This is a genomic window from Variovorax sp. GW458-11-26-14-LB1, from assembly GCF_059423965.1.
In genome coordinates this window covers 35,866-59,496 of sequence record NZ_JBWKYW010000006.1, presented here as the reverse complement: position 1 = coordinate 59,496, position 23,631 = coordinate 35,866, and the positions used below count along the sequence as shown (strand labels likewise).

The 23,631-nt window shown below is 64.2% G+C and carries 23 protein-coding genes and 1 pseudogene; 14 read left to right on the top strand and 10 right to left on the bottom strand.

Annotated elements, in window-relative coordinates:
* Position 1 precedes the first annotated feature (1 nt).
* Together AC07YS_RS06305 and AC07YS_RS06300 are read right to left on the bottom strand one after the other, a co-directional pair.
* On the bottom strand, positions 2 to 976 hold the full coding sequence (locus tag AC07YS_RS06305) for a Bug family tripartite tricarboxylate transporter substrate binding protein (protein ID WP_495267539.1): 975 nt from the start codon (positions 974 to 976) through the stop codon (positions 2 to 4).
* Between the two features lie 30 nt (positions 977 to 1,006).
* Positions 1,007 to 2,050, bottom strand: coding sequence for a porin (locus AC07YS_RS06300; RefSeq protein ID WP_159277269.1), 1,044 nt, complete (start codon positions 2,048 to 2,050; stop codon positions 1,007 to 1,009).
* Between the two features lie 135 nt (positions 2,051 to 2,185).
* On the opposite strand from AC07YS_RS06300, the gene AC07YS_RS06295 reads away from it, so the two are divergent.
* On the top strand, positions 2,186 to 3,139 hold the full coding sequence (locus AC07YS_RS06295; protein ID WP_369632480.1) for a LysR family transcriptional regulator: 954 nt from the start codon (positions 2,186 to 2,188) through the stop codon (positions 3,137 to 3,139).
* 54 nt (positions 3,140 to 3,193) lie between these two features.
* Positions 3,194 to 3,391 (top strand): annotated as a pseudogene (locus tag AC07YS_RS06290) (GntR family transcriptional regulator); the annotation flags it as partial.
* A gap of 27 nt (positions 3,392 to 3,418) precedes the next feature.
* Here AC07YS_RS06290 and AC07YS_RS06285 read toward each other — a convergent pair.
* The gene (locus AC07YS_RS06285) at positions 3,419 to 4,114 is read right to left on the bottom strand and encodes a TetR/AcrR family transcriptional regulator (protein WP_495267540.1); all 696 of its coding nucleotides are present in this window, start codon (positions 4,112 to 4,114) and stop codon (positions 3,419 to 3,421) included.
* Positions 4,115 to 4,282: 168 nt separating this feature from the next.
* Between AC07YS_RS06285 and AC07YS_RS06280 the strand changes: the two genes are divergently transcribed.
* The 7 genes from AC07YS_RS06280 to AC07YS_RS06250 all read left to right on the top strand — a co-directional run bounded on the left by AC07YS_RS06280 (position 4,283) and on the right by AC07YS_RS06250 (position 11,535).
* Positions 4,283 to 5,650 (top strand): NAD-dependent epimerase/dehydratase family protein, encoded by a 1,368-nt coding sequence (locus tag AC07YS_RS06280; RefSeq protein ID WP_495273670.1) that lies wholly within the window; start codon positions 4,283 to 4,285, stop codon positions 5,648 to 5,650.
* Positions 5,651 to 6,034: 384 nt separating this feature from the next.
* The gene (locus AC07YS_RS06275) at positions 6,035 to 6,499 is read left to right on the top strand and encodes a hypothetical protein (protein ID WP_495275708.1); all 465 of its coding nucleotides are present in this window, start codon (positions 6,035 to 6,037) and stop codon (positions 6,497 to 6,499) included.
* Positions 6,500 to 6,523: 24 nt separating this feature from the next.
* A complete protein-coding gene (locus AC07YS_RS06270; protein ID WP_495267543.1) occupies positions 6,524 to 8,065 on the top strand; it encodes a hypothetical protein in 1,542 nt (513 codons plus the stop codon).
* A gap of 123 nt (positions 8,066 to 8,188) precedes the next feature.
* On the top strand, positions 8,189 to 9,460 hold the full coding sequence (locus AC07YS_RS06265) for a hypothetical protein (protein ID WP_495267544.1): 1,272 nt from the start codon (positions 8,189 to 8,191) through the stop codon (positions 9,458 to 9,460).
* 98 nt (positions 9,461 to 9,558) lie between these two features.
* The gene (locus tag AC07YS_RS06260; RefSeq protein WP_495267545.1) at positions 9,559 to 10,113 is read left to right on the top strand and encodes a hypothetical protein; all 555 of its coding nucleotides are present in this window, start codon (positions 9,559 to 9,561) and stop codon (positions 10,111 to 10,113) included.
* A 29-nt stretch (positions 10,114 to 10,142) separates the two neighbouring features.
* Positions 10,143 to 11,099, top strand: a complete 957-nt coding sequence (locus tag AC07YS_RS06255; protein WP_495267546.1) for a hypothetical protein — start codon at positions 10,143 to 10,145, stop codon at positions 11,097 to 11,099.
* Positions 11,100 to 11,241: 142 nt separating this feature from the next.
* Positions 11,242 to 11,535: a hypothetical protein gene (locus AC07YS_RS06250; RefSeq protein WP_495267547.1), complete on the top strand. Its 294-nt coding sequence runs from the start codon at positions 11,242 to 11,244 to the stop codon at positions 11,533 to 11,535.
* 217 nt (positions 11,536 to 11,752) lie between these two features.
* Here the strand turns inward: AC07YS_RS06250 and AC07YS_RS06245 are convergent, their stop codons facing one another.
* On the bottom strand, positions 11,753 to 13,021 hold the full coding sequence (locus tag AC07YS_RS06245; RefSeq protein WP_495267548.1) for a tyrosine-type recombinase/integrase: 1,269 nt from the start codon (positions 13,019 to 13,021) through the stop codon (positions 11,753 to 11,755).
* Positions 13,022 to 13,493: 472 nt separating this feature from the next.
* On the opposite strand from AC07YS_RS06245, the gene AC07YS_RS06240 reads away from it, so the two are divergent.
* Positions 13,494 to 13,865 carry a hypothetical protein gene (locus tag AC07YS_RS06240; protein ID WP_070062418.1) on the top strand — a complete coding sequence of 124 codons (372 nt, stop codon included), beginning with the start codon at positions 13,494 to 13,496 and terminating at the stop codon, positions 13,863 to 13,865.
* 253 nt (positions 13,866 to 14,118) lie between these two features.
* Positions 14,119 to 14,736 (top strand): DUF4337 domain-containing protein, encoded by a 618-nt coding sequence (locus AC07YS_RS06235; protein ID WP_495267549.1) that lies wholly within the window; start codon positions 14,119 to 14,121, stop codon positions 14,734 to 14,736.
* On the opposite strand, the gene AC07YS_RS06230 is transcribed toward AC07YS_RS06235, so the two are convergent.
* The 5 genes from AC07YS_RS06230 to AC07YS_RS06210 all read right to left on the bottom strand — a co-directional run bounded on the left by AC07YS_RS06230 (position 14,733) and on the right by AC07YS_RS06210 (position 19,389).
* Positions 14,733 to 16,376, bottom strand: a complete 1,644-nt coding sequence (locus AC07YS_RS06230) for an ATP-binding protein (protein ID WP_495267550.1) — start codon at positions 16,374 to 16,376, stop codon at positions 14,733 to 14,735. The genes AC07YS_RS06235 and AC07YS_RS06230 overlap by 4 nt on opposite strands.
* A 174-nt stretch (positions 16,377 to 16,550) precedes the next feature.
* Positions 16,551 to 16,814 (bottom strand): hypothetical protein, encoded by a 264-nt coding sequence (locus AC07YS_RS06225; protein ID WP_495267551.1) that lies wholly within the window; start codon positions 16,812 to 16,814, stop codon positions 16,551 to 16,553.
* A gap of 76 nt (positions 16,815 to 16,890) precedes the next feature.
* Positions 16,891 to 17,406: a hypothetical protein gene (locus tag AC07YS_RS06220; protein WP_354343854.1), complete on the bottom strand. Its 516-nt coding sequence runs from the start codon at positions 17,404 to 17,406 to the stop codon at positions 16,891 to 16,893.
* Entirely contained in the window at positions 17,396 to 18,346 is a 951-nt protein-coding gene (locus AC07YS_RS06215) for a universal stress protein (protein WP_495267552.1), read from the bottom strand. The genes AC07YS_RS06220 and AC07YS_RS06215 overlap by 11 nt, the downstream gene beginning before the upstream one ends.
* Positions 18,347 to 18,765: 419 nt before the next feature.
* Complete coding sequence (locus AC07YS_RS06210; protein ID WP_495267553.1) at positions 18,766 to 19,389, bottom strand: TetR/AcrR family transcriptional regulator; 624 nt, start codon at positions 19,387 to 19,389, stop codon at positions 18,766 to 18,768.
* Between the two features lie 110 nt (positions 19,390 to 19,499).
* On the opposite strand from AC07YS_RS06210, the gene AC07YS_RS06205 reads away from it, so the two are divergent.
* Positions 19,500 to 20,309 carry a siderophore-interacting protein gene (locus AC07YS_RS06205; RefSeq protein WP_495267554.1) on the top strand — a complete coding sequence of 270 codons (810 nt, stop codon included), beginning with the start codon at positions 19,500 to 19,502 and terminating at the stop codon, positions 20,307 to 20,309.
* 15 nt (positions 20,310 to 20,324) lie between these two features.
* Here AC07YS_RS06205 and AC07YS_RS06200 read toward each other — a convergent pair whose 3' ends face one another.
* Complete coding sequence (locus tag AC07YS_RS06200; protein WP_495267555.1) at positions 20,325 to 21,335, bottom strand: AraC family transcriptional regulator; 1,011 nt, start codon at positions 21,333 to 21,335, stop codon at positions 20,325 to 20,327.
* A gap of 184 nt (positions 21,336 to 21,519) precedes the next feature.
* On the opposite strand from AC07YS_RS06200, the gene AC07YS_RS06195 reads away from it, so the two are divergent.
* Together AC07YS_RS06195 and AC07YS_RS06190 are read left to right on the top strand one after the other, a co-directional pair.
* Positions 21,520 to 22,314 carry an SDR family oxidoreductase gene (locus tag AC07YS_RS06195; protein ID WP_062469920.1) on the top strand — a complete coding sequence of 265 codons (795 nt, stop codon included), beginning with the start codon at positions 21,520 to 21,522 and terminating at the stop codon, positions 22,312 to 22,314.
* A gap of 50 nt (positions 22,315 to 22,364) precedes the next feature.
* The gene (locus tag AC07YS_RS06190) at positions 22,365 to 23,618 is read left to right on the top strand and encodes a styrene monooxygenase/indole monooxygenase family protein (RefSeq protein WP_495267556.1); all 1,254 of its coding nucleotides are present in this window, start codon (positions 22,365 to 22,367) and stop codon (positions 23,616 to 23,618) included.
* The last annotated feature ends 13 nt before the right edge of the window (positions 23,619 to 23,631 follow it).

Sequence of the window (23,631 nt, the reverse complement as noted above, 5' to 3'; positions counted from 1 at the left end):
CCTATTCAGGCTGGATGCCCGCTGCCTTGATGGCCGCTTCAACCATCGGGCGATCACTCGAAATCAGGCGCGCCAGGTCTTGCGGCGAGCCGCCCATGACGCGCCACTGTTCTTCCTCGATCTTCTTGCGCACCTCCGGCAGCTGAAGCGCCTGGGCGAATGCGGCGTTGAGCTTGCGCACGATCGGCTCCGGCGTGTTCGCCGGTGCGACGAAGCCCATCCAGTTGCCGAACGGGCGGAACGACGGGAACACTTCCGTCATCGTCGGAACGCCCGGCTGCGATGCCAGGCGCTTGTCCGACATGAAGGCCAGCACCCGCACCTGTCCCGCTTTCCATTGCCCCAGCACCGACCCGACGCTAAGCACCGTCACGTCCACGCGACCGCTGAGCAGTTCAGGGATGATGGGCGCGGCGCCCTGGTAGGGCACGTGGAGCATGTCCACGCCCGCCACCGCCTTGAACTGCTCCATCAGCAAGTGGTTGAAGGAGCCGATGCCGACGCTCGCATAGGGCTGCCCCGGCTGCTTCTTCAGCTGCTCTACGAGTGCGCGCAGGTCGGTCGCGGGCAGCCGCGAGCTGACGATCAGGCCCACCGGGATGTCAGCGACGGCAATGACCGGCGTGAAGCTGCGCACCGGGTCGTAGGGCAGGTCCTTGCGCTGCAGGCTGTTCAGGAGCAGGGCCGAGGTCGTCGTCAGTGCCAGCGTGTAGCCGTCCGGCTTGGCCCGGGCCACCTGGGTGGTTCCGAGGATGCCGTTGGCGCCGGCCTTGTTCTCGAAGACGATCGGTTGGCCGAGGATGCGCGAGGCGCGTTCCGAGACCAGGCGTCCCACCACTTCCAGCGAAGAGCCCGCAGGATAGGGAAACACGACATGGATGGGCTTGTTGGGATACGCCGTCTCTTGCGCGAAGGCTGGCGTGAGCGCCAGCTGTGCGGTGGCTGCGGCGCAGAAGGTCAGGAAGGCTCGTCTCATTGGGATTTCCTTTTTTCTTGAAGGGCCGCGTCAGAAGCTGTGGCGAACGCCGAGTTGCGTGCCCATGACGTCTTCGCCCTTGGCGAGAACGGGCAGCGCTGGATTCAGTGTTTCGGAGAAGCCCGCGCCATTGTTCAGGCGTGCGATGCCGGCAAAGACGGCCGTGCGCCGAGAGAGGAAGTGCATGTACTGGAGGGCGACTCTGGAGGCCTTGCTTGCCCCTTGCCGCTCGACCAGGTAGCTCGCGCGGATTTCACCGGCGCCGAGCGGCCAGTTTGTGCCGACCAATGCCGAGGAACGTCGGGGTTGGCCCGGATCGTTGCGCTGGATGTAGAAACCGGTCAGGCGTGGACCGCCGAACTTGTAGTCGCCGCCCACCATGAATTCCTTGCGATCGCCGGCGGGCACCGCGTTCTTCTGGATGGTGTAGGCCGCGTGCAGGTCGAAATTCGTGTCGTTGTAAGAGACGCCCAGGCCGGTGTATTGCGCACCCCTGACGCCTTCGCTGGCACTGGCAAGCGCACGCACTTGAAAGCCGCCCATGCGCGGGCTGAGGTACTTGACCGAATTGTTGATGCGCGGCGTGAAGAGGGTCATCGGCCAGGCTGCGCCGATGCCGGTGAAGTAGAAGGGATCGAGCGGCCCGGTGAGGTCGTCCATGGGGATGTAGTTGCGACCCAGCCGCAATTCGCCATAGGGCGTCACCAGCCCAACCATGGCCTCGCGGCCGAAGTAGATTCCGCCGAAACCCACAGTGCCGGTGTCTGCGTTGAAGCCATGATCGAGCTTGAACTTCGCGCCCCAGCCGCCACCCAGGTCCTCGACGCCTTCGAAGATCAGGCGCGACGAGTCGCTGGACAGCGCCGTCAGCGTGCGGGAGCTGCCGTTGGGCGAGGAGATGCGCAGGTGGTCGACGGACATTTCCACCTTTCCGGACAGGGTGATGGAACTCTGGGCGCCCGCGCTCGTGGCAGCCCATGCCGCGCACGCGGCCACCAGATGGATGTGCCTGGCAGGCGAACGGCGCAAGCCGGATCTTGGCGCAGCTGCATGCCGCGCGAGCGATGAGGTCATTCTTTTTTGTCTCCGGGTGAGTGAGGTGACGGACCGAGGCGTCCCTCGATGGGCTCGATTGTTCGCAGCCCACATCCATGCGACAAATGAATTGTTTAAAGTATTGTCATTTGCCGCGCAAATGGAAGAACCGACATGCGATTCGACAAACTCGACCTGAATCTCCTCGTCGTGCTCGACGCACTCCTGACCACCCGCAGCGTGACGCGCGCCTCGGAGCGCGTCTTCCTCAGCCAGCCTGCGACCAGCTTGTCTTTGCGGCGCCTGCGCGAGTACTTCAAGGACGAGTTGCTGCAGCCGATCGGCAAGTCATTCGTCCTCACGCCGCTGGCTGCCGAACTGGTCAAACCGGTCCACGACGTGCTCCTGCGTGTGCAGGCCATCGCCCGGGCGCAGCCGACGTTCGACCCGACCACCTCGCAGCGGCGCTTCGTCATCGATTCCTCGGACTACGTCATCTCGGTGTTGCTGTCGGAGGTGGTCAGGCGTGCGGCCAGCGCAGCGCCTCGGATGGAGTTCGACCTGCGCGCCAGAAGCCCGCAGTCTCGCGACCTGTTGCAGGCCGGAGAGATCGAGCTGCTCATCACGCCGCAGTTCGCCATCGTGCCCGGGCATCCTTCCGAGTTGTTGTTCGAGGACACGTTTTCATGTCTCGTGAGTCCCGAGCATTTCGGCATGACGAAGAAGCTCACGGCGGAGCAGTATTTCGAGGCCTCGCACATCGGTGTCGAGTGGGGCGGTGGTCGGCGCCTGACCTATGACCAGCAGTTGATCGCCGTGGGCAAGCGCGCCCGCAGGCAGGACGTCATCGCGCCCAGCTTCACCCTGGTGCCGCCGCTGTTGGTCGGAACGCCGCGCATCGCCACGCTGCCGACACGGCTGGCGCAGCAGATCGCCGAGCGCTTTCCGCTGCGCGTCGTCGAGTGTCCGGTGGAGATCCCTGCGTTTGCAGAGCACATGCAATGGCACAAGTACCAGGAGCGCGATCCTGCGATCGCTTGGCTGCGCAGCTTGCTGCTTGAAGTTGCGCAGGGCCTGCCGTCGAGCCGGGCGACAACGAAGCGTGTCAGAGGGGTGAGCGAGAAATGACGTAGCCCTTCGAATGCCCCAGGCTGCGCATTGCAGCGGGGCGAGGGTGCCGGGATCACTGTGCTCTACCACTCGTCGAACGACCCGCACTGCTCGTCTGACGAGCATTCCGACTTTCTTCGTCTGTGCCGCAAGGGCGAAGCGGCCGTGACCTGCATGATCGAGCACCTCGAATGCATCGAGGCCAGCCTCGAACTGGGCACCGAGAAGCCCGATCGCCAACTCGACCTGGTGAAGGCGCTGCTTGCCTGAAAAGGCTGCCCGAGTCCCTGTCCCGGCTCAGCGCGTGGTTTTCGCAGCGCGCTTCTTCGGCTCGCGCGCAGCGGGGCCATCCGATGCGACGGCGACCGCTTCCAGGCCATGCGCGCCTGCGATCAGCCCGCGCAGGAAAACCATGATCAGGCGTCCCGAGGGATCGGGGCGAGTGCTCATTCGCTGCAATGCCAGCCCGTGCGACAGGGCCATGAAGGCTGCGGCCAGCTCGTCCGGTGCGGCGGGAGGCGTGCGCCCGAGCTTGTCGAACAACTGCCCGATCACGCCGCCGATTTCGGATCGGTGCTTGTCCCACACCTTCTGGTACTCCTGCGCGAAGCTTCGACTGCGGTTGGCATGCAGCTGAAGCTCGATGGAAAGCATGCACCAGTCGGCATCGTGATTGAGTGTGGAAGCCCAGGCTTCCAGCTCGGCAAGCATCTGCTCGGGCTCTTGCCGCTCGTCGCCCATGACCTTGAAAAGCTGCAGCGCTTCGGCTTCCATGTGCCGCCGCAGCAACTCCAGCAGGACGTCCTCCTTGCTCGAAAAGTTTGAATAGAAGGCGCCTTGGGAGTAGCCCGCCTTGTCCGCGATGTCGCGGATCGACGCGCCCCCATAGCCGTTCGACACAAACAAGTGCTGCGCGGTTTCGATCAAGCGCTCGCGCGTCTGCGCCCGGCTTTCCTCGCGGGTCAGGCGCGTTTTTGCTGTCGTCGGGATCATGGTCGAAAAGATATCACATGAACTTTGAATAGCGCCTGCCAGCGCCTCCTTCCGGGTCGCCGTCCTGAATCCCACGTTTGAATATCACTTGATATTTAGAAATGGTGAAGGTACATTCAAAACTCGTTTGATTTTTGAAGTTCGATTGATATGGAAAAACCGAAGCCCTTGAAGACCGCGTTCGTCACTGGTGCGACCGGCCTTCTCGGCAACAACCTCGTGCGCGAGCTGGTCGCGCGCGGCGTCTTCGTCAAGGCCCTGGTTCGCTCGAAGGCCAAGGGCCAGCAGCAGTTTGCGGGGGTGAAAGGCGTCGAGCTGGTGCTGGGCGACATGGCCGACGTGCCTGCATTCTCCAGCGAGCTGCAAGCGTGCGACGTGGTGTTCCACACCGCCGCGTTCTTCAGGGACAACTTCAAGGGCGGCAGCCACTGGGCAGAGCTCAAGCGCATCAACGTGGACGGCACCCGGCAGCTCATCGAGCGGGCCTACGGTGCCGGCATCCGGCGCTTCGTCCAGACCTCGTCCATCGCGGTGCTGAACGGCGAGCCGGGCGTTCCCATGGACGAGACCTGCCTGCGCGACCTGGCGGATGCCAGCGACGACTACTACCGTAGCAAGATCATGGCCGACCAAGTCGTGCTGGCCTTTCTGGGCGCGCACCCGGACATGCACGCGAGTTTTGTCCTGCCCGGATGGATGTGGGGGCCAGCCGACATCGGTCCCACCTCGTCAGGACAGTTCGTCAACGATGTGGTGCTCGGCAAACTGCCCGGGCTGGTGCCCGGCAGCTTTTCCGTTGTCGATGCCCGCGACGTGGCCAAGGCGCAGATCTCTGCCGCGGAACGCGGCCAGCGCGGTGAGCGCTATCTGGCAGCCGGGCGCCACATGACGATGCAGGAACTGGTGCCCCTGGTTGGAAAGATCGCGGGCATCCGCACGCCGACACGCCACTTGCCCTTTCCGCTCCTGTACCTGCTGGCGGCGGTGCAGGAACTCTATGCGCGGGCCACAGGCAAGCCCATCTTGCTCAGCCTGGCCACCGTGCGGCTGATGCGCAAGGAGGCGGGGCGCATCCGGCTGACGCGCGAGGAGACAGTGCAATTGCAAGGCAGCAGGAATCAGGACGACCTGCTTGCCGCGCTCGCGCGCCACCGCGCCCACGCCACGACCGTGTCAGGCACGCAGCCCGCGCGGCAGATCGTGATCGAGCGCGCTGAGGCCGCACCTTTGGCCATCACCGTGCAACTGCTGCCGAGCGCCCGGCGCCACGCCAGCGGCGCCGTCGCGGCGTTGTTCATCAACACCCAGAAGCTCGTTGCTACGCAGGACCTGCAGATGCTGCGCGACGCCTATGGGCTCACTCCGGCCGAGCTCCTGCTCGTGACGGGGCTGATGAACGGCGGCTCGCTCAAGGCCGTGGCGGGTCGGCAGGGAACCTCCTACGAAACGGTGCGCACGCACCTGCGCAGGGTTTTCGAGAAGACGGGAACGAACCGCCAAGCTGCGCTGGTCAGCTTCGTACACAGCCTCCGATAGGCGAATTTTCTTGAGAAGCCGGCAGCGAACGCGGGACATGGCTCATTGCTTCGCGGTGCTGTCCATCACCCAATTGGGTGACGCCAAGACTCATGCCAGATCAATACCATTGTGCGTAGAAAAAATCGATGGAGGGTTTCAATGAGAGCCTTGGCTCGTTCGGAGCGCGTGCGCTCCCCGATGACGGTTGCGCTGCTGATCTCCTGTCTCTTGGCGTTGGGCTTAACCGGCTGCGCCGCCCCTCCGTTCTCGCGACCACCATCGGAGCCGCCTCTCACTGGGCTAGTGGAGAAACAGCCGCAGCTAACTCGCACGTCGCTCGCGGGAGTACGAACCAAAACGTTGGCCGTGGTGCTGACCAGAAACGTTGGCCACTCCCGCACGTTGAACGACACAATGCGCCGCCAGTTCACGGCATGGACGGTGCAGTTCAACCTGGCGCACCTCGTGACCGACGCAGAGGGCGTTCTGTCCGACGAGCGCCTGATGTCGGTTCTGTTCGCGCCGATGCGTAGCGCCTTCAAGGACGTGAGGCTGGTGCGCGATATTCCCGAGGGCTTCGAGTCCGGCGCGGACTATGTGGGTGTGTTGGACCTTGATCTGAACTTCCAGGAGTTGGCCACTTTCCCGACGCAGAAACTCAAGCACACGGCGAACACCTCCCTGCTTGTAATCGATCCCCAGTTGGTTGCCGGTCCTCTGGTCACTGCGCAGGTGGAGCATGAGCAGGCCACCATGGCGAAGGGCGCGGACGGCAACATCCGCGACTCGCTGTACGCGGTCAAGACTTCCCGCACGAGGATGCTGGAGAAGTTCAAGGCGGACTTCGAGTCCAAGGTCAAACGCTAGGACAACAAGACAAGGGGATGGTAGATGCAGATCATCGTACGGTGGCTCGCACTTTGGCTGCTGATGTCTCAGATGGCTGCCATGGCCGCCGACGTTGGCCGTTGCGCTGGCACACTGTCGGACGAGCAGAGGCGCTACCTGCAGGTCTGCCTGGATCGAGAGGCGCAGTGCACAGACTACTGGCCTGGCTATCCCGATGACTTGGCCGACTGTGTGCGTCTACAGAAATGGCTGACCAAGGCCATGACCATGCCACCGGGCATGCGCCATGAAATCTTCGGACCGGTGCCTGAGCATGTCGCCGGATCACCGGAGGAGCCTGCGCCTTCAGGCAAGGAAGCGCCCCCAGCATGGAAAAGCTTGCCGCGCAGCGAGGACAGCGCCGCTCCTCGCTCGGTAGCAGGTCCGATGACAGGGGTGACAGCCTCCGACTATGCAGGGGCTTCGTCACAGCTCGATCCCGAGCAGGCGCGGGCAGCGGGGGTGGCTTTCTGGACAGGTCAGATCGTACAGATCGCAGGTATCGTCGCAGAGGCGAACCGTGCGCCCGCCGGTAGTCCTCGTTCGTTTGCTGTGCCAATCACCAACGCTCCGCGACCGGTCGCAGCACAGACCGCTTTCGCTGAGCCCCCTGACAGCCAGACCATGAACCCCGGCCAGCTTTTCGCCAAGGCCGACGAACTGAACGTCCAGGGTGACGTCGCTCGAGCCCGTGATGTGCAACGCGCCCTGATGAGCCGCTTCCCCGATCATCCGTTAGCTGCTACTACGGCACGACAGACGGCGGGCCCCAGTCCCTCAAGCGCCCCACAAGGCAATCGAGGGAGCATCGGCACGCCTCAGACTCCCGCCAGCATCCCAGTAGCTACGCCTGGACAAAGCACCAGACAGCAAATAGATGGTGGCTCCGGCCTCGTGGTTCGTGCGTCGCAAGGTGCATTGACGCCGCAAAGATCAGGCGGGCGTGCAATTGAGCCAGCAACGCTGTACGCGCATAGAGACCTCAATTTCACCTCCGGAGACGTTGGTTGGATCATCGCAACGAGCGCCCAGGAAGCGGCCAAAGCAGGCGAAGAAGAGTATGGATATTCAAACTTGGCGCGGGCAATTAGATATGGGAAAACGGAGGACTATCTAGCCCTTGATTTTGGATGGCTTGCATTCATAGATTCATATGCCGAAAGCGAGCAGTACCCCGGACATCTCTCGGACAACGCCAAGAGAGTCTGGGCCTATGCGGCAAGATCCCGCGAGGAAGCCATTAGTACCGCGATTCGGGAGTACGAAAACGTTCGAGGCAACACCGTTGCTCAGTTCGTTTATTCCGGTTTGATCGCGAAAATTGACAGACGTGACCGAGGACAGGTGAACTGCACAGTGTGCAAACCGGACATGCTCTACCGCAGCTTCTGCAGCGTGGGCGGCAAACAAGGCCAGTTCGTGAAGTTCCTCAATCGAAATCCGCGCCTCGTCTCCTCTCAGTTTGAAGGAGCACTCTGTGAAACGAACGCGTCAATTCCGTTCATGCGCGCCCAAGAAAACAGCCCGCCTCCCGTTCTGAAATAGCGCGCGTTCGTGATTGACACCCGAAAATTCAGGGCGCGTGGGTCAGTTCTCGAAGAAAACCCGATCAGTTGCCTGATCGGGTTGTAAATTCCCAACGGCTCAAAAGTGTCCAGGAGTTTTTTCATGAACCATTATTCAATTGATGCTGGAAAAACAATCGCAAAGGTGTATTCAGCCGCGTCCTGCAAAATCTTGCTTGCTCTTGTCCTGTCAAGCTTGGCGATGCCTTGTTTGTCACAGGCCCCCAAGATGGAGCGTCTGTTTCAGGTTTCTGGAAGCAAGTTTCCCGAGGTGATGGTGCGCTGGACATTGAAAAATGGTTGCTTCTATTACGGCACGGGTCGTGCGGATTTTCTTGATGAGATGGAAAGATACAAGAAAACCTACGAATGGTCTGGGGAGTGCATTGCGGGTCAACCACTCAACGGATATGGAGATCTGTTGGGACTATCCATAAATTTTCAAGGTGAACTTATTCCTCATGAGATTCCCGAAGTGGGCCGTATGGTGAACGGCCGCTGGGAAGGTGTGGTTCGCAGAGGAAAAGACTCCTACACGTACCGCAACGGTTGCATAGGTGAATTTCTTTGCCGAAATTTGTTCAACCAGTTGGATGCTTCGCTAGCCATTCAGCCAAAAGCGCGCGAACAAGTGCTGGTACCCGTGAGGCAGGCTGATGCGCCCGCCTCACCAGTGAAGCCTTCGCCGGCTCTAGCGCCAACGCCGCAGGGGCGAAGGCTGACGCCGGAGAATGCAGTGTTGAAGCCGCCGAAAGGCTATGAGCACATCAAGTCCGCACAGTTGTACACATTCGACATTGGAACACTTGCCAATCCACAGTGGATCGTGGCGAAATCCAAAGCCGAAGCAATACAGATAGGGGAACGACTGTACAGTGGGTATGGAGGTTTCAACGATTGCATGGCTGGTCGGAGAAATGACTGTCTAAACCACGTCGAACTCAAATTTGGTTGGTTTGCGTTCATTACTTCCGCTCGACCAGGAGTAAACGACATTGGGGTGTATGTCGGCTATGCTGCTCCGTCGCGCCAAGCGGCCATTGATGGGGCGCTTTCGGTATACCGAGAAAATCGCGCGAACAATGGCCATGTCATGCAAAGCTTGGAGGTTGGCCTGACCTCTGAGATCAATTGGTCAAGGATCGAGCAAGAGCAAAAAGAGAGTTATTCCAAGAAGGATAAATCAGGACTTGTCGCGGTAATGTGGAAAATGAATCAACTGAACTACAAGACCCTCTGCGAATGGTATGGGGAGCGTAGCCGCAATACGGATCCCGAACCCCTCAAAGGCACTGTAGACGCCGACCCGAAATGCAAAAAGCTGTACCGGCCCGACGAAAAAATGCCAGAGCCGGTGTTGACAGTGGGGCGGTAAAACTGGGCATGTCACTCAGTTTGGTCGGGAGTTCATGAATTCTTGCAGAAATCGTCAGAGATCGGGGTCAGACTCCAATTCATCGAACAAGCAGCGGCATGAAATTCCGGGTTCCAGTTCTCGTGCTTGCCTTCGGGGTGTCCTGTCTTGCAGCGGCACAGCCGATGGATTGGTTCGTCGGCACGGATTCACGCATCAGGTGCGACGGCGACGGGGAGGCCGACGGAATCATTCTCGCCATGGCCAACGAGGGCGGAGGGCGGGATGATTTTCAAGGCTCGATGGGAAGGTCGGGTCGACAACTGAGCACGAGGCTGATGGACTTGCTGACAAAGAAATCAATCAGCGGAACGACCTTCCCCGAAGAAACGGATGAGTACGCCAAGAAGGCGGTCTGCATCACGAAGGTGGTCTCCGAGGGCAAGGTGGCCGATGGGTTTGACGAAAGGTTCAAGCGCACCCTGAGCGAGGTCGAGACCCGGCTCGGCGAGAACAGAAAAACAATGCCTTCGACGCAAGAGGCCGTGACCAATTCGGAGAAGGCCAGTGCCCATGTCAACGACGTTTTCTTCGCCAACCGTGGCGCGATTTCCTTTGTCATGACGATGTTCAAGGTCGAGGAAGAACCCGCAAAAACCGGCAAGACCCGATAACGTCCTTGACAGACCCAAGGAGAACAGCCATGCCTCCACGCCAGAAAGCACGCGGTACACCAAACTTCAACTTCACAGTCGATGGCCTGCCGCGCACCGCTTGTGCGGGCGCGCTACTGTTCTGCCTGGGCCTAGCGGCGGGTACGCCCGCCGGTGCGCAGCCGCTGGTGGGCAGCGCCGACTGTGCAGCCGAACAGGCCGTGATGCGGCGGATGGGGGCGCCGGAATCGGTGATCAGGGGGGCTTTGCACCCGCCCGGTGTCGATACCGGGGCCACCGCCGCTGCCCTGAGCGCGATGCGCGACACCCTCCGCGAAGCCCTGTCCATTGCACAGGCCGGGGGCATGAAGCAGGATGCGGCCACCTTCGGGCTGAACCTCTGCGCATACAGCGCGGCCATCGCCCGGCAGCCGGGCGGCGCCGTGGCCTCGGCCTCCGCCAACCAGCCCGGCAATGCGTCACCGCCCGCACGGCACACGAAGGCGGTCGAACCGGATCAGCCCGCGTCTGGCAGCGGTCCAACGTCGCCTGGAACGGCCGGCATGCGGAATTCAGGTGCCCCTCAGCAAGCTCAGACGAACCAGCAGTTCCGATCCGACCGACAGTCAACCATGTCCGCTGGGTCCACCGCATCGCTACCCGCGGCTGCACGTGGCGAAGGAGTAGATGTCGCAGCCGATAGTTCAAAGACCTGGACTCAATGTCTACGTGTTCGGCAGGCAGATGATCGGTCTTGCGGACGTGAAGACGACTTCACTGTGGCGGTCACCAATACCTGCGACGCGCCTGTCTCCGCTCAAGTGTGCTTCGAACGAAAGAACGGAACCGGCAACTGCGGCACTAACGAGTTGAACCCGGGCGCTACACGAAAATTCTATACATGCAGTGGCACCGGTCATTTCAAGTACATTGGTTGCGAGACTTGGAAAAGCCGTAAGGGCAACTGTTCCATCATGACCCACAATGACAAGTGGCCTAGGAGCTAGTGAGCTGTAACTTGCCGGCCACTCGGCGGGGCAGAGTCATCGAGATCCGCTGGCTCTAGGGGGCCATCAACACCCTGTCAACGTCAACCTGAGCCTTCAGCGCCTTCACTTCGCTGTCTCGGCGCCTGACGATGCTGCGAGCATGAATATCCGCAGACTCGTGCAGCAAGCCGGGGCAATCATCTATGGGGTTGTCTCCGCGTGCGAGGACGCTGGAATTGATGGGGATGATGCCGATCTGTGCGCCGTGCACAACGCTGCGAAAGCGCTAGTGGGGCTGTCGGCTGAGACCGCAATCGAGGGGGCGGCAAGGGGACTGATTGTGGACGGTCTTGCTGCATGCGAGCGGCTGCAGTCGAGATTGAGCCCTGCTTCGATTCAACGCGCTGCAGGGGAAGTCGTGAAGGTCCAAGAAGAGCAGGAAGGCCGCTCGTAGCCGGAACCGAACCATCCGGACAAGTGCTGACGCGAGCATGTTGCCAGCGGTTAGACCCGGCAACGAAACGCGCGACGCGGTTGAATGCAACAACTTCCGGACCAAATCTGGCAACGGCTCGATCATGGAAGTCTGCTATCTTTTGGATAGCGAACTTCTCGGCATTAGTGCGGCTTCGGTGGCATGCCGTGATGGGCGTGAGTCATCGACCAGCGGATCATGAGTCAGTGGCTGGATGCATCTGGTGCGCGACGTAGGCCGCCCAGTCTTCCATCAGCTGCCTGCGCTTCTCCACCATGTCGCTGCGGGCATAGGCGCGCACCGTCTGGTCACCCACCAAGTGCGCCAGTGCGAATTCCAGCATCTCGGCGGGGTACTGCGTGTTGTCCATGCCCCAGGTTCGGAACGTCGCGCGAAAGCCGTGCATGGTGTACGGTTGCTCCAGACGGCGCAGCAATTGCGTGAACACCATGTCGCTGTAGGTCTTGCCGCGAGGCGAGGGGAACACCAGATCGTTAGTACCGGCGTCGCTTGCCGACGTGTGGCCTTCTGCTTCCCGTTCGGCCTGCAAGGCGAGCGCCGCGCGCAGCACTTCGGTGGCTCGGCCCGACAAGGGCACGCGGTGCTCGCGCCCGGCCTTCATGCGCTCCGGGGGGATCGTCCAGTTGCTGAGCGTGGCATCGAGCTCCGACCAGCGGGCCCCGCGAATCTCGCCCGAACGGGCAGCCGTCAACACGCCGAACTCGAATGCCAGCTGCACCGTGGCGGTTGCCGTACTGGCCTGCACCTGTGCCAGCAGTGCCCCGATTTGCGGATGCGGGCACGATGGGTGGTGCTCGACCCTGCGAGCCTTCTCGTTGGCGCCCAGTGCGATCCTGACCTGCTCCCAGAACTCGCTATCGACGCCACGACAATAGTCTTTGGCCGCGCCGTAATTGATCACTTTGCGGATTCTTTGCAAAAGACGGTCAGCCGTCTCAGCCTTGTCCTGCCAAATCGGCTTCAAGGCCTTGAGAATTTCACGTTTACCAACCTCGTGGACAGGTAGCTTCCCGAAATGCGGGAAAGCGTAGGTGGTCAGCGTAGTGATCCATTGCTTCTCGTGCTTGGCGTTTTTCCAATCACCGGCATGCGTCTTGTGGTATTCCTCGGCGCAGGATTTAAACGTCACGCTGGCCTGTTCCAATTGAATTGCGGCGGCTTTGAGTTCTGTTTTCTTTTGTTCTCTGTGCTGAATTGGGTCAATGCCCTCCGCGATCTGAATACGATGTTCCTGTGCACGTTCACGGGCGCGGGCTAGGCTGACGTCAGCCAGGGAGCCGAGCCCCATGTCGCGGGTGCTGCCGAGGAAGGAGTAGCGCAAGATCCATGCTTGGCTACCTCCGGGGGCCACCCTGAGATACAGGCCCCGGCCGTCGAGGTGGTAGCCGGGCTTTTTTGCTTTGGTTCGGATGCTGGTAATGGTTAAAAGGTTGTGGCGGGTCATGTTTTTGGGCGTAGCTGCACCTTATTGGGTGGGAGCTCTTTGCGGTACTGTTCGGTAGACCAATTTTACCAAATGCAGCCCTAAAAACCTGCCTATGTTTTTGCCCATTATTTAAGCTGGATGCCAAAAGCCTGCTTGGGTGTTATTGGATGCCGGATTTTTTGTAAGTGCTTGCAGCCAAAGGTTTTTTGTACTTTGGTGGTTGCTATTGGGTGGTGCTGGATTTATAATTTGGCGGCCGTCCACTCCGCCAAACACAAGCCCCAGTAGCAGTTCTGCTACTGGGGCTTTTTGTTTTGCTCCGGGGCTTGGGCGCGGATTGGCATTTGTTCCAGGGATTCCGGCTAACCCCACCACTACCAGCTGGCAGCGTGACATTTGGGAACGTTCTTCACCGTGGCGATGTACGCGGCGCCGCAAGGCCAGGCGTTGGTTGTGCATCAGGGCTATTTCTCGCCCTCCAGGAGATGAAATGACTTTTCCCCGAGCCACTCTCAAGCTGGGTTTCGCAGGTCTCGTTGCTGCCGCAGCCTTGTTCACCGCTGCATCGGCCAGTGCGGCCACCAGCTGGTCCATTGGCGTCAACCTGCCTGGCGTGGTCGTGAGCGAGCCGGCACCGGTCTATTACGAGCCGGCGCCTGTCTATTCGAGGCCCGCCCCGACCTACTACCAGCCCGCGCAGCCGGTCTACTCCGCCCCGGCACCTGTCTACTACGAGCCTGAATCCCGTTGGGAAGAGCGTCGCGCGCAACGCTGGGAGGAGCGCCGCGCAGAGCGCCGTGAATGGCGTCGCCGGCAGTGGGAGCGCGAGCAGCACCGTCGCTACTACGAGGATCGCGACTGACATCGGGAACGTCGATCCCTGCGAATCTGCCGGGCCTGGCATCAGTGATCTGCTGCCAGGCCCGGCTCGCATGCACGCGCGGTTGACCTGAGCGCAGCGCGTTTCCGGAGCGCAGCCACGCGCTCCCGGCGGTTGCCTGCGAGCCCTGCGCCTCCGCAGGGCCGACAGGACTTTCCCCGGGCCATCAACGCATGAAGTCCGGGCATACTCGCGCGCCCTCAAGATTTCCAACAACTACGCCAAGAAGAACTTCATGTCAGGACACGGCTTTCACGTGCATGGTCCGCACGATCACGAACTCGAACATGCCGCCTCCGGCGGTCACGACCGCGGCCATGACGGTGCCGCCTCCTCAGGCAAGGGCATGAGCACGACCGGAAAGATCGCCGTGAGCACCGCTGCCATTGCGACGGCGGGCGCGATCTTCGCGTACATGGGCGGGGCCACGCAGGCGAACGCCGGCCTCTACAAGAACAACGCGGCCATCAAGAAGACCGAGGCTTCGAATCAGTGGAATTACTTCCAGTCGAAGAGCACCAAGCAGGCGCTGGCGGAGTTCGCACGCGACACCGCCACCGACGACGGCCGTCGCCAGGGCTGGCAGGTGAAGGTCACCCGCTACGAGCAGGAGAAGACCGAGATCCAGGCCGCCGCCAAGAAGCTGGAGGAGGAGGCCAGCCGCTGGGACGCGCAGTCCGAGACGCAGATGCACCAGCACCACCGCTGGGCGCAGGCCACTACCGTGCTGCAGGTCTCCATTGCGCTGGCGGCCATTGCGCTGCTCACCCGGAAGAAATGGCTGGAGCGCGCGATGTATGGCGTGGCCGTCGCGGGCGTGGCGATCGGCGCGCTGGCGGCACTGCACATCTAGGACGGGGCGCGGCGGTTCACTAAGGCGTGAATCCCGCGCAGGTCCAACCGCTCCAGCAGGTCGACAAGCAGAGCCAGGAACGGCGCGTAGGCGGCTTCGTCGGCGTGGCGTTCGATCCAGTGCTCGATGTCCGTGACGCGGCCCTGAAGCGCCAGGCTGGCGAGCTCGTCCAGGGCGTGATTCCCCGGCATGGCATGTCGGGGCATCGCGGGCGTCGGTGATGGCTCGCCAGGCTCTGTTTCCCGCTGCGCGACGACGGGCCAGTCCGCGTCGGAGGCATCGACCGGCACCGACAGCGTGAAGGAGAACGTCGCACCCTGACCGGCCACGCTGGCCACACTCAGCGTTCCGCCCATGGCCGAGACGATGCGCTGTGCGATGAACAGGCCCAATCCCGTGCTGCCGCTCGCGGGGTGCATCTGCTGGAAGGCCCCGAAGATGTCGATGTTGCGGCTCATGTCGATGCCGATCCCGGTGTCACTGACCGCGAAGCTCAAGACACAGGCGCGCCCTTCGGGCCTGGCCGTGACCGACAAGGTCACCACGCCGTCGCGCGTGAACTTGGCGGCGTTGGACAGCAGGTTCAGCAGCACCTGCTGCATGCGCTTTCCGTCCAGGCCGATCTCTCGGGGCATTCGCTCGGAAGGGCGGTAGCGAAAGCGGTTGTTGCGCTGCGCGCACAGGGCGACGGCGTAGTCGGAAATGTCGTCCAGCAGGCGCGGCAGGTCGGTGGTGACGGGGTGGACCGTCAGCGGTTGCAGCTCTGCCTTGGCGTACTCCAGCAGTTCGTCGATCAGGTGGAGCTGGTACTTGACGCTGCGCTGGATGGTCAGCAGGTGCTTGCGCTGCGTGTCGTGCGCATCGGCGAGCAGGAGAGACGCGTACCCGCCGATCGTCGCAAGCGGTGCGCGCAAGTCGTGGCCGATGTAGCCCAGGATCTCGACCTTCTGATGGGCCTTGGCCTCGATGTGGGCGAGGGCCGCGCGCAGATCGGCATGCAAGGCGGCGGCGTGCATGTTGCCGAACGCGAGCGCGTAGCCGATGTGGGTCAACTTCAAGCCGAAGGCCAGCAGGGTCTGGAAATTGCCCGACGCCAGAAAATCCTGTGGCACGGGAAAGAAGGGCGTGCCGACCAAGCGTGCACCATGAACCAGCAGCGCCAGCAAGGCGACGACGACCACTTCAGGGTTGCTGTTTCCCCCGTGCCCACGACCCATCGTGCACAGTGCCTGAAGGGTCATCAGGGCGATCACGGACTGGGCCGCGCCGTACACGTAGACACGCGCCGAGGTGTCGTACGTGACATAGGAGAAGCAGGCCAGCAAGGCCACTTCCACCGCCAGTACCCCTGCCATCCAGGGCAGCCACGCGCGGCGCCGATCGAAGAACAGGCAGATGCCCACGTAGAACAGGACCGAACTCAGTGTCGTGAGGAAATTCCCGAGGAGGATGGAGAAGAAGTCGGGGATCCTGTCCCGCAGGATGAGCAGCAAAGCGCCGATCCCGAAGACAAGGAAGCCGACGCCCCAGACCAGCAGATAGCGCGCGCGTCCCTTCGCCCACAGCGCCAGCATGCCGGCGGCAAGGACAAACTCCGCCAGCGCCGTGAAGAACGCAGCAGTTCCCAGATTCAGGTTCATTTGGACTTCGATCGACGCTTGGCGATGCGCGTCGCTCCGAGGGGAGTCCGATTCTGCGGAGGATCTCGTCAGCCGCCTTTGCCCGGCGGTGCGCCGGTTTTGATCGGGCGCCCTGTCCGGTCATTGACCGGTTCGCGCCCTTGCTGGCTGCGGAAATTCAAGCGCAGCGCAGGGCTACCCCAGCAGCAGGATCTGCGTGCCGTCGGAGGCCACCATCACGCCCGGCGAGGCCGCATCGATCTCGATGCGGATGCCCATGTGCAAGGCCGGGTCCAGGGGGCGCTGGCGGCCCGCGTTGAAGAGCGCCACGTCGCGCAGGTAGGTGTCGTGCTGCGCAAGGTTCAGCACGAACTTCTCTGGATAGGCGCCGGTCGCGGTCAGGTGGTCCGAGAATTTCTCGGTCATCGTGAAGAAGAGGAACAGCGGGTTGTCGGCCATGCCGCAAATCTAGCCGCGCCGGCCGAAATCCGGCTACCGGGTTTGTGGGAGGGGAGAAGGCGCCCGGCCGCAGCCCTCAGGCCATCCCGTAGCGCAGCAGCCAGTTCCAGATCACCGCCGAGCCGTTCGACATCGCCAGCGCCGCCTTCGCGTAGCCCATGAGGTCGGCCAGCCGCACCTCGGCGCGGATCACGACGTCGTGGCGCTGCAGGTCTTCTTCCTTCACGTCCGCGCGGCGCCGGTCGAGCTCGTCGCGCAGCACGGTGGCGTAGGCGCGCGGGCTCTTCAGGCGCAGGAACATGATCGGCTCGACCACCGCGTCGAGCGCGGGATCGACGAAGGTGTGGATCTCGGGTTCGCGCGAGACGACCTGGTCGCCGTGCGCGTCCCGGATCAGCTGCTGGGCTTCTTCGAGCGCGGCCTCGTTCGCCGCGTAGATCCGGCCGCCGCGTCCTTCGCAGATGAACACGTACTGGTCGGGCCGCGAAAGCCAGTCGACCGGCCCGCGCTGGGCGAAGACGGCCAGGCCTTCGGCGCCGGGCAGCAGCGACTGGCGCAGCGGGTACTTGGTGAGGGGGTCTTCAGCGAACATCTTGCAGCTTCCTCGAAATGACGAGCGACGGGGTGTCGGCACGGCGGTCGGCGGGCACGACCAGCACGTCGCCCGTGGCCCAGCGCAGCACGCGCTGCGCCACGCTGCCGAACAGGAAGTCGGCCAGCGGATGGGCGCGGCGCTTGCCGACCACCAGCAGCTCGGCGCGCGCGTGCTGCTGCTGCACCGTGGCCTGCCGCGCCGGGTCGCCGCGGCCGATGGCCGAGAGCACGCGGTTGCGTCGCGCGCTGGACGAGTCGGTGAGCGAGAACAGCCGCTCGCGCGCCTGCCGCATGCTGTCGTGGCGGTAGGTCTTGATGGCGTGCTCGGACACTTCGGCGTAGCGCAGCTTGCTCTCGTGCATCGTGTTGAGCGCGTGGAACAGCTCCAGCGCGGCGTCGGGGTCCAGCCCGTGGGCCAGGCTCACGAGCTCGCGCGAGGCGGGCGTGAAGTCGACGGCCACGAGGATGCGGCTGTAGCGCAGGCGCGTGTCGAGCCGCGTCACGAGCACCGGGCAGCGCAGCTGCCGCAACAGGCGCTCCACGGGTTGGCCGGTGAAGAAGGCGGCGGGCGAGCGGTCGCGTTCGTGGCTCAGCACCACGAGATCGACGTAGCGCGCCTCGTCCACGATCTGCGCGAGGCCGCCGCCCGGCCCCGCGACCTGCTTGACCAGCACATCGAAGCGTGAGGCCATGGCGCGGGCCAGCCCCGCGAGCGCGGTCGCCGCCTCGGCGTGCGCGAGCGGCGCCAGGTCCGCGGGCGCGTAGACGAGCTTCAGCAACGCGCCGTGCTCGGCCGCGAGCAGGGCGGCGCGTTCGACCGCGCGGTTACCGCGCGCCGTCAGGTCGGTGACGGCGAGGATGGATTGAAAAGACGGCGTGCTGGATGCGACGCCGCCTCCGGGAAGGGCGTGCTCCCGCTGAACCTGATGATGATGCATGACGCACTCCAGTCGAACGCGACCCCGGATGACGGGGGCGCAGCCGCGCGGGGCAGGTGCCCGGCGGTCGATGGTTTGCGCTGAAAAGAGAGAGGGGGAAAGAGGCGGACCGCCGGGCTCAGGAATGTGCGGGCGTCTGCTGGGCCGCCGCTGTCATCCGCGCCCACGCAGGCGTGCAACCGCCGGGGCGGGACGTCGAGGTGTGGAGGAAGGGCTGGGCGTTCATGCGGGGGAGTCTAGGCCGGATGCGGCCGAATCCGCTCAGTACCCGCACAACCTTTGCCAGATTGGAGCCGCGCGGTGCAGGGCGTGCGCGGTTGGGCTTCCCATTTTTCCTTTTCATTTGTCATGCGCAGGAGGGGACGTGTTTCCGTGTCTGTCCCTGTCTTCCTGGAGGTTCACGCATGAGATCCCACTGTTTAGCGCCCGGCCGGGCCGCAGAGATAGCCCATGAGCGCATCGACGATCGAGGCCTCGAGCGCGGCCGGCTCGAACTGCGCGGGCGGCTCGATGACGGCCGCATGCACCAGCGTCTCCATGATCTGCAGCACCACCCAGGTGGCGAGGTCGAGGTTGCGCGGCGCGAGCTCGGGGCGGTGCTCGTCCAGCAGCTGGCGCACGCGCCGGAAGATGTCGTGATCGGCCGCACTCTCTTCGCGCGGCGCATCGAAGAAGGGAAATTCCTTTTCGAGCACGCGATGCAGCGCCGGGTAGAGCGCATGCGCCGCGAGCAGCGCGCGCACCATGGCCTGCACGCGCCCGCGCAGGCTGCGCGCACGCGAGGCGGCCAGCACCTCGTCGATCACCGCGTACATCTGCGCGGCGTGTCGCTCGTGCAGCGCCGTGATCAGCGAGTCCTTGTTCGGGAAGTACTGGTAGAGCGAGCCCACGCTCACGCCGGCGCGTTCGGCCACCACGTTGGTGTTGGTGCCGGCATAGCCGCGTTCTCCCAGAACGCGAGCCGTGGCTTCCAAAATGACCTCGACCATCTGCTGGGAGCGCGCCTGGCGCGGCGCCTTTCTTGGCTGGGGAAGGGATTTCATCGGGCGTCTCGAATGCGAGTTTTCAATGCGAGTGAAGGCTCGTATTCTAAGAAGAACCGAGCAAATGCTCGCATTCAAGAGTTCGCAACATCCGAATCGATACACACACCATGACAGCCAATGCCTCCGAGGCCCACGCGCCGCGTGCGTTGCCTTCCGCCTTCCAGCTCCTGCAGCCAATCGCCGCGGTCCCACCCGAGCGTGGCACGCGGCTGGAAGCCCATGTCCTCCAGTGCCGCCTCGTGACGCCGCACATGCGCCGCATCACCCTCGGCGGCCCGGACGTCGCCGCCTTCTTGCGCCACGCGGCGGCCGACCAACCCGGCGCCTGGGTGAAGGTGTTCGTGCCCGGCGGCGAAGGGCGCGCCTACACCCTTCGGCGCATCGACCGCGTCGCCGCCACGCTCGAGCTGGACTTCGTGCTGCACGGCGACAGCGGCCACGAAGGCCCCGCTTCGGCCTGGGCGGCACGGGCGCAACCGGGCGAACGCATCGGCTTCGCCGGGCCGCGCGACGGCGGTTTCGCGCTCCCGGACGACGCGCGCTGGGTGATGCTGGCGGGCGACGCGACCGCGCTGCCTGCGATCCAGTCGATTGCCGCGAGCCTCGGGCCGGAGATCCGCCTCAAGACCTATGTCGAAGTGCCCACGGCGGCCGATGTGCAGGAGATCCGCAGCCAGGCTGTGTTGCGCACCTGCTGGCTCACCGGCGATCCGGCCGAGCCGGGGCTGGCGCTTCAACAACAGCTGATGCACCGGCCGCAGCCGGCGGGGCCCGGTTACATCTGGCTGGCGGGCGAGTCGGGCGTGGTGCGCACGTTGCGCGCCCATTTCCTGAACGACCAGGGCCTGGCGCGCACGCGCCTGACCGCCAAGGGTTACTGGAAGCATGGCGAGGCCGACCACCGCGACCGGGCCTGAGCCCGACGCGCCGGGTCAGTGTTCCGCCGGTGCGTGGCGCGTGCGGGTGTCCGAAGGCCGCTCGCCGAAGCGCGCGCGGTACTGGGCCGCGAAATGGCCCAGGTGAAGGAAGCCGTATTTTTCCGCCACGTCGCGCACGCCAATCTGCGTCGACGCGGCCTGCAGCTCGGCGCGCACCCGGTCCAGCCGCAGCTCGCGCAGGAACTCCATCGGTCCCTGGCCCGCGTGCTGGCGGAACGCGAGCTGCAGGGCGCGCGCGCTGCAGCCGGCCTCGCGGCACACGTCGGCCAGCGACAGGGGCTGTTCGGCGTGCGCGGCCATGAACTCCTGCGCCTTGCGCACCGCGCGCGGCAGCAGGTGGCGCTGCGCGTCGCCGGCCAGGGCGCGCGAGTGGTTGTGGCCGGCCGACATGAGCAGGCTCGACATCAGGTACTCCTCGGCATGCTCGGCCAGTCGCCCGCCGCCTTGGAGCGCATTGCCGGCATCGAGCGTGAGCCGCAGGTAGTCGATGAAGTGCACCAGCGGCGCGAGCGCGGGGTTGTCCAGCGGCACACCGAGGTCGAACACCAGGTGCTGGCGCACGGGCGCCTGCAGCAGCGCCTCGAGCCGCGACAGCAGCGCCGCGCGCGCGATGCGCACGATCAGGTGCGGGCTGTCGTCGGCCCAGCGCATCGACAGCAGCTCGGTGGGCGAGGGCAGCGAGGCGACGCGCGGCGTGGCCTCGACCTGCTGGCCGCCGCAGCGGATGTCGGCGCCGCCGCGCAACGGAATCTGCAACAAGAAGAAGTCTTGCAGGTAGCCCGGGTCGATCTGCACGCCGGGGCCGTACTGCACGTAATTGAGGCTCACGTCGCGGTGCAGCCGCGCGCTGTGGTGGCAGGCGTCCAGTTCGGTGCGTGGGCGCAGCATCGTGAGGCCGTGGGGGCAGAACACGCGGGCCACGCTCTCGCGCGCCTCGTCCATGTCGTGGCTCTCGAACAAACGGTAACGCTGCAGCGGCAGCCGTGGGGCGGTGGCGGTTTCCATAGGGAAGCGGGCAGACCGTAGCAAAAAGCCTTCCAGCCCACAATTCGGGCCGTCCCTTGGAACCCCCGAAAAAACCTGCGCGGCAGGGACAGCGCCTGCGTTTTCCGGATCGGCCGGCGAGGCCTTGCGTTCTACCTTTGGCCCATTCGCCGAACCGGCGATTCAACCGAGGAGAGCAAGCGTCATGTTCAAGGGACTCGAAGGCAAAAGCGCCATCGTCACGGGTGGTTCGACATTGATAGGCGCCGGCGTGGTGCGCGCCTTTCACGCCGCGGGCGTGAAGGTGGTCATCGCCGACATCGACGCCGACAAGGGCCAGCCGCTGGCCGACGCGCTGGGCGCCGGGGTGCGCTTCGTGCGCACCGACATCACCGACGACGCGCAGGTGAAGGCCTGCGTCGACGAGGCCGCGGCCCGCCACGGCGGCGTGCACTTTCTCGTCAACCTGGCGTGCTCGTACGTGGACGACGGCTTCAAGTCGCCGCGCGCCGACTGGCTCACCTCGTTCAACGTGAACGTGGCCAGCGCCGTCGCGATGCTGCAGGCGGTGCACCCGCACATGGTCGCGGCTGGCGGCGGGGCGGTGGTCAACTTCACCAGCATCTCCTCGCGCGTGGCCCAGACCGGGCGCTGGCTCTACCCCGTGAGCAAGGCCGCGATGGCGCAGCTCACGCGCAACATGGCGATGGACCTCGCACCCGACCGCATCCGCGTGAACAGCGTCTCGCCAGGCTGGACCTGGTCGGCGGTGATGGACCAGCTGACCGGCGGCGACCGCGCGCGCACCGACCGCGTGGCCGCGCCCTACCACCTGCTGGGGCGCGTCGGCGACCCCGACGAGGTGGCGCAGGTGGTGCTGTTCCTGTGCTCCGAGCACGCGAGCTTCGTCACCGGCGCCGACTACGCGGTGGACGGCGGCTACTCCGCCATGGGCCCGGAGCAGGCCGTGCCCGCGATTCCCCGCCTGATGGAACCCTGATCGGCATCCACAACAACACCCCCACGAGACAACGAAAGAAGGAGCAAGCCATGAAGCGAATCGCCATCGTCGGCGCGGGCCAGTCGGGCCTGCAACTGGGACTGGGCCTGCTGGACGCAGGCTACGAGGTCACGATGTACAGCAACCGCACGGCGGACGACATCCGCCACGGCAAGGTCATGTCGAGCCAGTGCATGTTCCACACCGCGCTGCAGGTCGAGCGCGATCTGGGGCTCGACCATTGGGCCAGCGACTGCCCCACGGTGGACGGCATCGGTTTCGCCGTGCCGCACCCCGAACAGAAGGGCGCCAAGGCCATCGAATGGGCGGCGCGGCTGAACTCCAGCGCGCAGTCGGTCGACCAGCGCGTGAAGGTGCCGGCCTGGATGACGCTGTTCCAGCAGAAGGGCGGCGAGCTGGTCTTCAAGGACGCCGGCATCGACGACCTCGAGGCCTGCACCCGCAGCCACGACCTCACGCTGGTGGCCAGCGGCAAGGGCGAGATCTCCAAGCTCTTCGAGCGCGACGCCGCCAAGTCGACCTACGACCAGCCGCAGCGCGCGCTGGCGCTCACCTACGTGAAGGGCATGCGCCCGCGCACGCCGTACTCGGCCGTGTGCTTCAACCTGATTCCGGGCGTGGGCGAGTACTTCGTGTTTCCGGCGCTCACCACCACAGGCCCGTGCGAGATCATGGTGTTCGAGGGCGTGCCCGGCGGCCCGATGGACTGCTGGGCCGATGTGAAGACGCCGCAGGAGCACCTGGCGCGCAGCAAGTGGATCCTCGACACCTTCACGCCCTGGGAGGCCGAGCGCTGCGCCGACATCGAACTCACCGACGACAACGGCATCCTCGCCGGCCGCTTCGCGCCCACCGTGCGCAAGCCGATCGCCACGCTGCCTTCGGGCCGCAAGGTGCTCGGCCTGGCCGACGTGGTGGTGCTCAACGACCCGATCACGGGGCAGGGCTCGAACAACGCGGCCAAGTGCGCCGACACGTACCTGAAAAGCATCCTGGCGCGCGGCGACGGTGCGGCCGATGCGCCGTGGATGCAGCAGACCTTCGACCGTTACTGGTTCGGCTACGCGCAGTGGGTCACGCGCTGGACCAACATGCTGCTCGCACCGCCGCCGCCCCACGTGCTCAAGCTGCTCAGCAGCGCCGGCGCCGTGCCGCCGATGGCCAGCGCCATCGCCAACGGCTTCGACGATCCGCGTACCTTCTTCCCGTGGTTCGCCGACCCGCAGGAGGCCGACCGCTACCTCGACACCTGCGCGGCTGCTGCCGCAGCAGCGGTTGCGTAGGCGGAGCCAGCCC